Source organism: Pseudonocardia nigra, assembly GCF_019396355.1.
Taxonomy (GTDB): Bacteria; Actinomycetota; Actinomycetes; order Mycobacteriales; family Pseudonocardiaceae; genus Pseudonocardia; species Pseudonocardia nigra.
The window spans coordinates 1-12,234 of sequence record NZ_JAHKRK010000234.1 but is presented as its reverse complement, the minus strand read 5'-3'; the positions used below and the strand labels follow the sequence as shown (position 1 = coordinate 12,234).

9 protein-coding genes and 1 pseudogene are annotated in these 12,234 nt (G+C 71.6%); 5 read left to right on the top strand and 5 right to left on the bottom strand.

The genetic code is table 11. The features are described 5' to 3' along the window. The coding region (locus KME75_RS35180) for an SLC13 family permease (protein WP_281424823.1) at nt 1–704 on the bottom strand (704 nt) is incomplete at its 3' end. Between the two features lie 85 nt (nt 705–789). Between KME75_RS35180 and KME75_RS35175 the strand changes: the two genes are divergently transcribed. The 5 genes and pseudogenes from KME75_RS35175 to KME75_RS44210 form a co-directional block, all read left to right on the top strand. Next, nucleotides 790–1,746 (top strand): LysR family transcriptional regulator, encoded by a 957-nt coding sequence (locus tag KME75_RS35175; RefSeq protein WP_219419261.1) that lies wholly within the window; start codon nt 790–792, stop codon nt 1,744–1,746. 69 nt (nt 1,747–1,815) lie between these two features. Further along, the gene (locus KME75_RS35170; RefSeq protein ID WP_219419260.1) at nt 1,816–3,312 is read left to right on the top strand and encodes a four-carbon acid sugar kinase family protein; all 1,497 of its coding nucleotides are present in this window, start codon (nt 1,816–1,818) and stop codon (nt 3,310–3,312) included. Between the two features lie 188 nt (nt 3,313–3,500). Then, entirely contained in the window at nt 3,501–4,388 is an 888-nt protein-coding gene (locus KME75_RS35165; protein ID WP_219419259.1) for an NAD(P)-dependent oxidoreductase, read from the top strand. 59 nt (nt 4,389–4,447) lie between these two features. Beyond that, nucleotides 4,448–6,523, top strand: a complete 2,076-nt coding sequence (locus tag KME75_RS35160) for an alpha-glucuronidase (protein ID WP_219419258.1) — start codon at nt 4,448–4,450, stop codon at nt 6,521–6,523. A gap of 183 nt (nt 6,524–6,706) precedes the next feature. Next, nucleotides 6,707–7,723: pseudogene (locus KME75_RS44210) on the top strand (DUF222 domain-containing protein); the annotation flags it as partial. A gap of 250 nt (nt 7,724–7,973) precedes the next feature. Here the strand turns inward: KME75_RS44210 and KME75_RS35155 are convergent. The 4 genes from KME75_RS35155 to KME75_RS35140 form a co-directional block, all read right to left on the bottom strand. After that, entirely contained in the window at nt 7,974–8,591 is a 618-nt protein-coding gene (locus KME75_RS35155) for a beta-galactosidase trimerization domain-containing protein (RefSeq protein ID WP_219419257.1), read from the bottom strand. Nucleotides 8,592–8,601: 10 nt separating this feature from the next. Next, nucleotides 8,602–10,254, bottom strand: a complete 1,653-nt coding sequence (locus KME75_RS35150; protein ID WP_219419256.1) for an ABC transporter substrate-binding protein — start codon at nt 10,252–10,254, stop codon at nt 8,602–8,604. A gap of 31 nt (nt 10,255–10,285) precedes the next feature. Then, nucleotides 10,286–11,227: a carbohydrate ABC transporter permease gene (locus KME75_RS46355; RefSeq protein WP_308283374.1), complete on the bottom strand. Its 942-nt coding sequence runs from the start codon at nt 11,225–11,227 to the stop codon at nt 10,286–10,288. Beyond that, on the bottom strand, nt 11,224–12,234 hold a 1,011-nt coding region (locus KME75_RS35140), incomplete at its 5' end, for an ABC transporter permease (RefSeq protein ID WP_246633457.1). The genes KME75_RS46355 and KME75_RS35140, both read right to left, overlap by 4 nt.

The window sequence follows — 12,234 nt, the reverse complement described above, 5'->3', positions numbered from 1 at the left end:
CCGCCGTCCCCGGCCGCGGTGCCCGTCCCGGGCGCGGCCGGACGCTGGGCGGATCCGCCGGCCGCCGCGGCGACGGGCTCGGCGGCCCGCTCGAGCCTGCGCTGCTCGCGCCTGCCGAGCACCCACGCCACGGCGAGGACCGCGACCATCCCGGCGATCTGCGCGGGGATGAGCGGCACCCAGAGCTCGTTGACCGAGGCGCCCGTGGTGGCGGCCGCCCGCGCCGTCGGCCCGCCCCACGGCAGCACGTTCATCGCGCCGGCCCCGAGCCCGACGCAGGTGGTGAGCACGAGGCGGCTCATCCCCAACCGGTCGAACAGCGGCAGCATGGCCGGGATCGTGATGAGGAACGTCGTCGCACCCGCGCCGTCGAGGTGGGCGAGCATTGCCAGCGAGGCCGTCGCCAGGCACACCGTGACCGGGGCGTTCCCCGCGAGCCGGACGAGCCGCCGGATGACGGGCTCGAACAACCCGGCGTCGCGCATGACGCCGAAGAACACGATCGCGAACACGAACATCGTCGCGACCCCGACGACGCCGCCGAGCCCGTCGGCGACGAACTCGCCGATCTCGGCGGGCGAGAACCCGGCGACGAGCGCCGCGAGCACGGGCACGCCGGCCAGCGCCACGACGGCCGCGACGCGGTTGGTCAGCAGGAGCGCGAGGATCACGCCGATCGTGAGGAAGCCCAGGAGGGAGAGCATCGTTGCTCCTTCGTCGGGAGAGGCCCCAGTCTCGATCCGCCGATTAGCTCCCGTCCAGCATCAGTTAGCGATAGATTCATGCGCTATGGGCATTGACCTGGGTCTGAACCACTTCCGCGCGATCGTCGCCGTCGCGGACGCCGGCGGGTTCACCGCGGCGGCGGAACGGCTCGGACTGGCGCAGTCGTCGCTGAGCCGTGCCGTCCACGAGGTGGAGCGGCGGGCCGGCGTGCGCGTCTTCGAGCGCACGACGCGCCAGGTGCTGCTCACGAGCGAGGGCCGGGAGCTCGTCGCGCTGGCCCGGCACGCGCTCGACGGGGTGGCGACGAGCATGAACCACTTCGCGGGATACCTCGCCGGGACGCGGGGCAGCGTCACCGTCGCGACGCTCCCCTCGCTCGCCGCCACCCTGCTGCCCGGAGTGGTCGGCGCCTTCCACGCGCACCACCCATCGGTCACCCTGCGGATCGAGGACGCCCTCTCGGAGGAGGTGACCGAGCGGGTCCGCTGTGGCGCGGTCGACCTGGCCGTCACCGTTCCGCAGGGGCCGGTGCCGGGTCTGCGGTCCGGCCCGCTCGCGACCGACCGGTTCCTCGTCGTCGTGCCACCCGGCCACGACCTCGCGGGCGCGGCGTCCCTGCGGTGGGCCGACCTCGCGGGCCACGACATGATCGCCTTTGACCCCACGAGCAGCATCCGGGACCACGTCGAGCGGGCGATGCAGGCGACCGGCACCGTCCCGGGCCAGGTCATGGAGGCCCGCAACGTCGCCGCGGTCGCCGGGCTCGTGGCCGCCGGCCTCGGCCTGTCCGTGGTGCCCGCGCTCGTGCTCCCGCTCATGCAGTTCGCCGGGCTGCACCCCGTCCTGCTCGAGGACCCGCTCGTCGAGCGGTCGATCCGCGTACTCACCGATCCCCGGAGGCCGCAGGCCACCGCGGTGCAGGCGTTCGTCCGGGCGCTGGACGAGCGCGCCGCGGGCGGGCCACCGCTACCGTTCGGGGCCGCGTGGAGCGCGGACGACGCGCGCGTGAGCGGACGTTGACACGGACCGACCCGACGGGCAAACTCCTCTGATATCTGATAAGCTGCCGCCGTTTCGAGGACGTCGCCGATGACCGCACTGCACCCACCCGCCCCCGCCGTACCGGGGCCGGTCCCGCCCGACCGGCTCACCGCCGGCTTCCCCCCGGTCCGAGAGGTGGACGTCGCCGCGCTCGCCGCGCAGGTCGCCGCCGGGCGGACGCTCGTGGTCCTCGATGACGACCCGACGGGCACCCAGAGCATCACCGACCTCCCGGTCCTCACCAGCTGGTCGGTGGACGACCTGCGCTGGGCGCTGCGCCAGGACAGCCCGGCGTTCTTCGTGCTGACCAACACCCGCAGCCTGGGCGAGGAGGCCGCGGCGGCGCGGGGCCGCGACCTCGCCCGCGCGCTCGCCGCCGCCGCGGAGGCGGAGGGCGTCGACTACGTGCTCGCCAGCCGCAGCGACTCGACCCTGCGCGGCCACTACCCGCTGGAGACCGACGTGCTCGCCCGGGAGCTCGCCGCGGCCGGCCGGCCGGTGGACGGCGTGGTGATCGTCCCCGCGTTCATCGAGCCCGGGCGCCTCACCGTCGGCTCCGTGCACTGGATGCGCACGGGCGAGGGCATGATCCCGGTGTCGCACAGCGAGTTCGCCCGCGACGCCACCTTCGGCTACGCCAACGCCGACCTGCGCGACTGGGTCGAGGAGAAGACCGGCGGGCGGATCCGGCGCGCCGACGTCGCGACGGTCACGCTGCACGATCTGCGCGCGGGCGGCCCGGAGCGGGTCGCCGACGTGCTCGGCGGCCTGCGCGACGGGCAACCGGTCGTCGTCGACGCCGCCACCGATGACGACCTGCGCGTCCTCGTCCAGGGCCTGCTGGCCGCGGAGGACGGCGGCGGCCGGTTCCTCTACCGCACCGGCCCGTCGTTCGTCCGGGCCCGCAGCGGCCAGGCCGCCACCCCGCCGACCGACGCCGACCGGCTGCGCGCCGCGATGGCCGTCCTCGACGACCCCACCCTCGACCCGCGGCCCCGGGCCCGGCACGGGCTCATCGCCGTCGGGTCCCACGTGGCCCTCACCACCCGCCAGCTCGACCGGCTGCGCGCCGCCGGCGGGATCGTGGAACTCGAGCTCGACGTGCCGACGCTGCTCGACGCCGACCGCGGGCCCGCGCACGTCGCCGCGACCGTCGACCGCGCCGTCGAGCTGCTCGCGGGCGGTGCGGACGGCGACCTCGTCGTCCGCACCAGCCGCACCCTCGTGCCCGGCCGCGACCCCGCCGACAGCCTCGCGATCGCCCGCATGGTGAGCGCCGCCCTGGTCGCGGTCGTGCGCGAGGTCGTCGCGCGGATCCGGCCGGCGTTCGTGCTCGCCAAGGGCGGCATCACCTCCTCCGACACGGCCACCGCGGCGCTGGCGATCACCCGCGCCTGGTCCCGCGGGACCCTGCTGCCCGGCACGGTGTCGGTGTGGGAACCGGTCTCCGGGCCCGCCCGCGGCGTCCCCTACGTCGTGTTCGCCGGCAACGTCGGCGACGACGACGCCCTCGTCGGCGCCCTCCGCACGCTCCGCTCCCTCTAGGCCGTGTCCCGTGGATCAGGGGCGATGGGCTTCGTGATCCAGATGGTTCCTGGCAAGGCGGAGGTAGGCGCCGTCGTACTTGACGTACCCGGGCCTGCCGACAACGCAGTCAGGGACCATCTGGGCGCGAAGACCGCGTTCATGATCCGCGGGACGCGGCCTAGGTTCCCCGAGAAAGGTCACCCCCCATGCCCGGGACATCCCCGACGGTCGCCGTCATCGGCCTGGGAGCGATGGGGCTCCCCATGGCCACCCGGCTCGCCACCGCCTTCACCGTCACCGCGTTCGACGTGGCCGAGGACCGGCGCGCGGGGGTCGAGGGCGCCACGCCCGCCGCCACCCCGGCGGCCGCGGCCGCGGAGGCCGACGTGGCCCTGCTCGTCGTCCGCGACGAGGCCCAGGTCCGCGCGGCGCTGTTCGGGCCCGACGGGGTCGCGGGCGCCCTGCGACCCGGCGGCGTCGTCGTCCTCACCAGCACGATCGGGCCGGACGCGGCGCGCGCCGTCGCCGACGAGCTGGCCGGCCACTCGCTCGACCTCGTCGACGCTCCGGTGAGCGGCGGCCCGGCGCGGGCGGGCGCGGGCGACCTGCTCATCGTCGTCGGGGCGGCGCCCGAGGTGCTCGACCGCACGCGCCCCGTGCTCGAGCACCTGGCGTCCACGCTCACCGTCATCGGTGAGCGGCCCGGCGACGGCCAGGCGCTCAAGGCGATCAACCAGCTCCTGGCGGGGGTGCACATCGCCGCCGCCGCGGAGGCGGTCGCGCTGGCCCGCGGGCTCGGCCTCGACCCCGCTCTCGTCGTGGAGACCCTCTCCGCCGGCGCGGCGGGGTCGTTCATGCTGTCCGACCGCGGTCCGCGGATGCTGCAGGCCTACGGCGAGGGCGCCGAGGTGAAGTCCCGGCTCGACATCTTCGTCAAGGACATGGGCATCGTCACCGGGGTCGGCCGTGAGGCGCACGTGCCGCTCCCCCTGGCCGCCGCGGCGCACCAGCTGTACCTGCTGGGCGAGGCGGGCGGGCTCGGCGCACAGGACGACTCGAGCGTGGTCACGCTGCTTTCCCCCGCCACCGACTGAGGTTTCCGGTACTTTCGGACGTCTTCCGGAAACTTCCCGGGAGGGATACGGTTCGCGGCATGTCGACGGCGACCCCGACCGCTGGCCGCTCCCCCGTCCGCACCGCCGATCCCTGCTGGCTGCGCCCCGCCGCCTACGCTCACCTGGGCGGGCGGCAGGTCGTCGTGCTCGGCGGCGGCGGAGCGGACGACCCGGTCTTGCCCACCGTGCGCGCCGAGGCCGGCCACGCGGTCACCGGCCACGGCGGCACGCTCGCCGACCGCGCGGACGCGGGCACCACGCTGCTCCTCGCGACGCAGGACGCCGTCGGGGCACTCGCCGGCAGCGGGCTCCCGGCCGCGCTGCTCGACGCGCTCGCCGCCGGGCCGGCCCTGTCGACCGCCGCGTTCCGCGCGTTGCATCGGGCCGGCGTCACCGCGGTCGTCGCCGGCTCCGGGGCCGCCCTGTTGCACGGCTGGCACGCGCTCGCCCGCCGCGGCCCCGCCGTCCACGGCGAGGGCGTGGACGAGGTGCAGGAGCCGGTCAACGCGATCCGGATGCTCGACCACTGGGACAACGCCTGGGCGTCGGGCCCGATGGGGCAGGTGGAGCGCGGCTACGCCGGCGGGTCGCTGTTCTTCGCCGACGGGGAGGTCCGGCAGGACCTGGACCGGGTCGAGGACTACGCGCGGGTGCTCTCGTCGGTCGGCGTCACCGCCGTGGCCCTGAACAACGTCAACGTCCACCGCGCCGAGGCCACGTTCCTCACCGACCGGCTGCCCGGGGTCGCGCGCCTCGCCGACGTGTTCCGCCGCTTCGGTGTGCGCGTGTGGCTCTCCGTCGACTTCGCCGCACCGATCACGATCGGCGGGCTGTCCACGTCGGATCCGCTCGACGACGGGGTCCGCGGCTGGTGGGAGGACACGACGCGACGGGTGTACGAGGCCGTGCCCGACTTCGGCGGCTACCTCGTCAAGGCCGACTCCGAGCACCGCCCCGGCCCGCACGCCTACGGCCGCGACCAGGCCGACGGCGCCAACATGCTGGCCCGCGCCCTCGCCCCGCACGGCGGGACCGTCTTCTGGCGCGCGTTCGTCTACAACTGCACCCAGGACTGGCGCGACCGCGGCACCGACCGGGCGCGCGCGGCGTACGACCACTTCACCCCGCTGGACGGCGCGTTCGACGACAACGTCGTGCTCCAGGTGAAGAACGGCCCGATGGACTTCCAGGTGCGCGAGCCGGTGTCCCCGCTGCTCGCCGCGATGCCGCAGACCACGCTCGCGGTCGAGTTCCAGGTCAGTCAGGAGTACACCGGGCAGCAGAAGCACGTCTGCTACCTCGTGCCGCAGTGGAGCGAGGTGCTCGGATTCGCCCCGTGGGGCGACGGCGCGGCCACCGTCGCCGACGTCGCCGCGGGCCGCGGAGGCGGTGTCGTCGCGGTCTCCAACGTCGGGGACGACCCGTTCTGGACCGGGCACCCGCTCGCCCAGGCCAACCTCTTCGGCTTCGCCCGGCTGGCCTGGGACCCCACGCTCGGCGCCGAGGAGATCCTCGCCGAGTGGGTGCGGCTCACGTTCGGCGACACCGACCCGACCGTCGCGGACGTCGTCACGGGGATCATGCACGACTCGTGGCGCACCTACGAGGACTACACCGCGCCGCTCGGCGTCGGCTGGATGGTCGACCCCGGCCACCACTACGGCCCCAACGTCGACGGCTACGAGTACAGCCGCTGGGGCACCTACCACTTCGCCGACCGCGACGGCATCGGCGTCGACCGCACCCGCGCCACCGGCACCGGCTACGCCGGGCAGTACCCCGAGCCGTGGGCGTCGACCTACGAGTCGCCCGACACCTGCCCCGACGAGCTGCTGCTGTTCTTCCACCACGTCCCCTACGGGCACGTACTGCACAGCGGCACCACCGTGATCCAGCACATCTACGACACCCACTTCGCCGGCGTCGAGCGCGTGGAGGAGATGGCGCGGGAGTGGTCGTCGGTCGCCGGGCTGGTCGACGGCACCCTGCACGCGCGGGTGGCGGACCGGCTCGACGAGCAGCTGCGGTCGGCGCGGGAGTGGCGCGACCAGATCAACACCTACTTCTTCCGGAAGTCCGGGGTGCCGGATGGCCGGGGGCGGACGATCTTCTGAGTCGCGGCGGTATGTGCGGCCTCCCGTGGCTGCGTGCGATCCGGGTCGGTGATCTGCCCAAGTCGACCACAGACTTGCTCGCGCAAACAAGCGAAACTTCCGCGGCCCATTTACTATTGCAAATCTCGCGTTCACTCGAATAGCCCCGTTCGCTCGAAAGCATGTTCGACTAAACTCGGTGGCATGTCCGCTGTTGCCGCCGCGTACCGCCACCTGCAGGTGGCGGTCGATGAACTGTGCGCGGCCGCGGAATCGGCGACTGTTTCCGACGACGAACTGTTGTCGGTACTCACGCTCGCCGAGGGAATGACCCGGCGACTGGACCATCTGACCGTCTCGACCGTCGCCACCTTGCAGCGGCGAGGGACGTTCGCCGAGCGCGGCTACAAGAAGACCGAAGGTGCGGTGGCCGACCTGCTCGGCTGGGACTGGGGCCAAGCCCGGCGCCGCGTCACCGCCGCCGAACACACCTGTGAGCGGGTGGAGCTGGACGGCACGGTGCTGGAGGCGAAGTTGCCCGCCACCGGGAAGGCGTTCGCGGCCGGGCAGGCGAGCCTGCGGCACGTCGAGGTGATCGTCACCCTGCTCGCCACCCCCGCCGCCGGGCGACTCGGCGAGGACCAGCGGGCCGGGGTCGAGGAAGAACTCGCCGCCCGCGCCGCCGACTACACCCCCGGCCAACTGCGCAGCTACGGCACGGACCTGATCGACCGGCTCGACCAGGACGGACCCGCCCCCGACGACCGACCGCACGTCCCGATCAACACGGTGCAGGTCCGGCGGTTCCGCGACCGCCCCGGCGGCGAACTCAAAGGCGTGTTCGAGGACGCGGCCATGTTCGACACCATCGCCACCCTCCTCGACGCCAAATCCAAGCCCCTCGACGCCGACGACCGCCGGGGTGCGGAGCGGCGGCAGGCCGACGCGCTGGCCGACATCTGCGGGTACGTCCTCGACCACGGCGACGTCCCCGACACCGGCGGCCGGCGGCCGCACCTGACCGTGCTCATCCGGCTCGACGACCTCGAAGACCGGGCCCGGGCGGCGATGCTCGACTTCGGCGGCACCCTCACCCCCGAATCGCTGCGGATGCTCGCCTGCGACGCCCGAGTGATTCCCATCGTGCTGAACGGAAAAGGACAGCCGCTCGACGTCGGGCGCTCGACCCGAGTTGTCCCCGACGGACTCCGGCGGGCCGTGACCGCTCGGGACCGGGGATGCGCCCATCCGGGCTGTGACCGAAACCCGTCCTGGTGCGAAATCCACCACGTCCTCGAATGGGAGCACGACGGGCACACTGAGCTGGACAACCTCGTGATGTTATGCAGAATGCACCATCGATTGATCCACCATTCCGGGTGGATCGTCCGGATCGCCGAGGGGTCGCCCGAATTCATACCCCCGAAATGGGTGGATCCCGAGCAGAAGCCCCGCCGGAATTCCCGAGCCGTCAGTCCTCGCGGAGCACCAGCACGTCCGTCGGGTCGAGGTGGAGGGTCTCGCCCTCCGTCACCCGGCGGCCGGTCAGGAGATCGACGCCGGAGGCGTACGCCGGCACCTCCACGGGCTTGACGCCGTGGTGGAGCAGGAACCCGAAGCGCACGCCGTCGCGCTCGCGGACGGCCAGCTCGAGGTCCTCGACGTCCGCGTACGGGCCGGTGAGGCCGTGCGGGTCGAGGACCTTGCGCACCACCCACTCGACCCCGGCGTCGTCCAGCCCGGTCCCGACGTACCACGCCTCCCCGCCGCCGTCCTGCGGGCGGTGGCGGGTGACGGCCGGGGTGCCGGCGTAGAAGTCCGCCCCGTAGGTGCCCACCACCTCGGCGCCCTCGGGCACCAGCAGCTCGAAGACCAGCCGGGCGTCGGACACGGTGCCGCCGAGCGACACGGGATTCACGATCTCCGGCGGCTGCGCGTCGGTCTCCTCCACCCGCAGCCCGAACAGCCCGGCGAGGCCGGGCGCCGCCGCGAGCAGCAGCAGGACCTCGATCACCAGGGTCCGGTAGACGGCGGCTGCCCCGCGGGCCAGCACGCCGTCACCGAACTCCCGCCGGGTGGCGACGGTCACGACGGTCCTCTCAGCCGTTCTCGGCCACGTACCGCTCGTGCGCGGTCCGCACCAGGTCCATGTAGGTGCCCATCCCCTTGCCCTCCAGCTCGGCGACGTAGGCGTCCCACTCCGACAGCGGCGGCTGCCCCAGGATGAACTGCAGCGTCATCTGCGCCACGTAGTCGGTGAGCGCCGACTCGTTCAGCGTGGCCTGCTCGCGCTCCGCCTCGGTGAACGGGAACGGCGGCGGCAGTGGCAGCTTGTCCTTCTGCTCCATGAGGGCCTGGAACTGGAGCTCCTCCTCGGAGAAGGTCGACTGCAGCAGGTCGGTGGAGCCGCCGTAGGCGAACACCCCGCCGGAGAACCCGAAGTCCTTCTGCAGGTGCTTCGACGCGTCCGGGTTCAGACCCACGTAGTCGACGTCGTCGGCCAGCACGCGCGTGCCGTCGGCGCCCGTCGTGTATGTGACGCCCTCCACGCCCCACTTCGCGAACTCCTGGCCCTCGTCGGAGTACCAGAGCCAGTCGATGAACTGCATCATCGCGACGAAGTTCTCGCTCTCCACCGCGTCCGCATTGATCATGATGCCGTTCTCGAGCTGCGACTCGGAGTTGATCACGTTGCCGGCCGGGCCGGCCGGCAGGGTGATCTTCTGCATCGTCGCCCCGGGAACACCCTCGATCGCAGGCCGCAGGTCGTTGACGAGCAACTGCGCGTTGGTGCTGATCGCGAACGCGCGGTCGGTGGCGAGCTTCTGGATCGCGGTGTCGTTGTCCTGCGTGAACGTCTCCGGGTCCAACAGCCCGTCGGCCACGAGCGAGTTCAGGTACTCGATCATGGCCTTGTACTCGGGCATGGTGCCGGTGAAGACGAACTCGCCGGCCTCGGTGTCCCAGGTGGCGTTCTGGTAGCCCCAGTCGGTGCCCGCCCGCGTCCCGAAGGTCATGCCCACCATGTTGAGCAGGATCTTGCCCTCCTCACGGTCGGAGAGCGGGTAGGAGTCGGGGTACGCCTGCTTGATCGCGGCGAGCACATCGCGCACCTCGTCCCAGGTGGTCGGCGCCTGGAGGCCGAGCTCGGCGAGGACGTCGGTGCGCATCGCGAGCGTGTAGTCCTGCCACACGTCCTCGTGCAGTCCGGGGAGCAGGTAGAACTTGCCGTCGGCCTGCCGCAGGGTGTCGAGGTGCGCCTCCAGGCCCCACTCCTGCACCTTGGCCTGGAAGTTCGGCATGAGGTGCAGGTAGTCGCTGACCGGGAGGATCGCGCCCGAGGCGACGAACGGCTCCTCCTGCCCCGGGTAGGTCTTCGGGATGATCATCGGGGCGTCCCCGGCGCCGATGACGAGGCTGCGCTTCTCCTCGTAGTCGCTGCGCGGCACCATCACGGGGTCGAACGTGACGTTCGTCCGCTTCTCGAGTTCGGTCCACAGCAGCCAGTCGTCCTGGCTGGGATAGAACTCGTGATCGCTGTAGAGGATCGAGAACGACAGCGGCTCGGTGGCGCGGAACTGCTCACCGACGGCGTACTCGGCCATCGCCCCGACGTTCTTGTCGGTCAGGTCGGCCGGCGCGTCGCCCCCTCCGTCCCCACCCCCACACGCGCTCAGCGCCAGTGCGGCCACGGTGGTCACCGCGATCGCCGCGCCTCTCCTTCTTCTTCTGCTGCTGCTGCGAGTCACCATCGACCCTTTCTGTGCATTCAACCGGGTGGGCCTACTGCTTCACGGAGCCGAGCATCACGCCCGACACGAAATAGCGTTGGATGAAGGGGTAGACGAACAGGATCGGCAGCACGGTGAGCACGATCGTCACCGACTGGATGTTCGCCGCGGTCTGGGCGAGATCGGCGCCGCTGCTGCCCGTCGAACCCGCGGTCTCGGCACCCATGATGAGGTTGCGCAGGTACACCGTGACGGGGAACAGTTCCGCGCGGTCCATGTAGAGGAACCCGGCGAACCACGAGTTCCAGAAGCTCACCGCGTAGAACAGGGTCATCGTCGCCACCACGGCCTTCGACAACGGCAGCACGATCCGCCACAGGATGCCGTAGGTCGACAGCCCGTCGATCTGCGCGGCCTCCTCCAACTCCTTCGGCATGTTCTCGAAGAACGACTTCATCACCAGGAGGTTGAACACCGAGATCGCGTTGGGCAGCACGATCGCCCAGATGGTGTTCTTCATCTCCAGGCTCGTGATGAGCACGTAGTTGGGGATCAGCCCGCCGTTGAAGAACATCGTGAAGACGGCGATGCCGATGAGCACCTTGCGGCCGCGCAGCTCGTGCTTCGACAGCACGTAGGCGTAGCACGTCGTGAGCACCATCGCGATGACCGTGGCCACCACCGTGTAGACGACGGTGTTCTGGTAGTTGCGCCAGAACAGCTCGTCCGACATCACCAGTTCGTAGGTGGTGGTGTTGAAGCCCTTCGGCAGGAGGTTGACCTCGCCCCTGCGGATGAAGGACTCGTCGCTGAACGACTGGGCGATGATGTTGGCGAACGGGTAGAGCGTCACCGCGACCACGCCCAGCAGGATCACGGTGTTGACGACCTGGAAGACCCGGTAGCCGCGCGAGTCGCGCATGCCCTTCTGCCGCCGGGGCACCCGGACCGAGGTCTTCCCGGCAGTACCCGTCTTCGCAGCGGTATCGGTCACCACAGGCTCGCCCCCACGGTTCGGCGCGAGATCGCGTTCGCGGACAGAATCAGCGTCAGCCCGATGAGCGCCTCGAACAGGCCGATCGCAGCGGCGTAGCTGAAGTTGTTGGACAGCAGGCCGATCCGGAACAGATAGGTCGAGATCACATCGGCCGTCGGATAGGTCAGCGGGTTGTAGAGCAGCAGCACCTTCTCGAACCCGACCGCCATGAACGTGCCGATGTTGAGGATCAGCAGGGTCACCATCGTCGGCCGGATGCCGGGCAGCGTGACGTGCCAGGTCTGGCGCCACCGGTTCGCCCCGTCGATCCGGGCGGCCTCGTAGAGGTTCTCGTCGATGGCGGTGAGCGCGGCGAGGTAGAGGATCGTTCCCCAGCCGACCGTCTGCCACACCTCCGACGAGACGTAGATCGTGCGGAACCACTCCGCGCGTTGCAGGAACGGCACCGCCTCGCCACCGAAGGCCCGGACGATCTGGTTCACCGTGCCCTCGACCGACAGCAGCTGCATGAGCATGCCGGCGACGATCACGATCGACAGGAAGTGCGGGAGGTACGACACGGTCTGCACGAACCGCTTGAAATAGCGCTTACGGACCTCGTTGAGCAGCAGCGCCAGCACGATCGGCAGCGGGAAGCAGAACAGCAGCGTCAGCGCCCCGATGAGGAAGGTGTTGGTGAACACCTGCCAGAAGGTGGGGTCGCCGAGGAACATCTGGATGTAGCGCAGCCCGACCCATTCCTCGCCGAAGATGCTGCCTCCGGGCTGGAAGCGCCGGAAGGCGATGACGTTCCCCAGCATCGGCACGTACCGGAAGATCAGGAAGAACAGCAGCGGGAGCAGCGCGAGGGAGTACAGCTGCCAGTCCCGGCGCAGCGTCCGGCGCCACGACACCGGCGCGGCCCCGGGACGCCGCCTGCGCAGCCGCCGACGGCGGGCCGCCGGCGCGGCGGCGACGGCCGCCGCCGTGGCCGCCTCGGCGGGCCCCCGCCGGGGGGGCCCCGC

Bases quoted from the DNA above. Each gene is read 5' to 3' on its own strand.
- KME75_RS35175 (WP_219419261.1), top strand. From the start codon at position 790: ATGGGCATTGACCTGGGTCTGAACCACTTCCGCGCGATCGTCGCCGTC.
- KME75_RS35170 (WP_219419260.1), top strand. From the start codon at position 1,816: ATGACCGCACTGCACCCACCCGCCCCCGCCGTACCGGGGCCGGTCCCG.
- KME75_RS35165 (WP_219419259.1), top strand. From the start codon at position 3,501: ATGCCCGGGACATCCCCGACGGTCGCCGTCATCGGCCTGGGAGCGATG.
- KME75_RS35160 (WP_219419258.1), top strand. From the start codon at position 4,448: ATGTCGACGGCGACCCCGACCGCTGGCCGCTCCCCCGTCCGCACCGCC.
- KME75_RS35150 (WP_219419256.1), bottom strand. From the start codon at position 10,254: ATGGTGACTCGCAGCAGCAGCAGAAGAAGAAGGAGAGGCGCGGCGATC.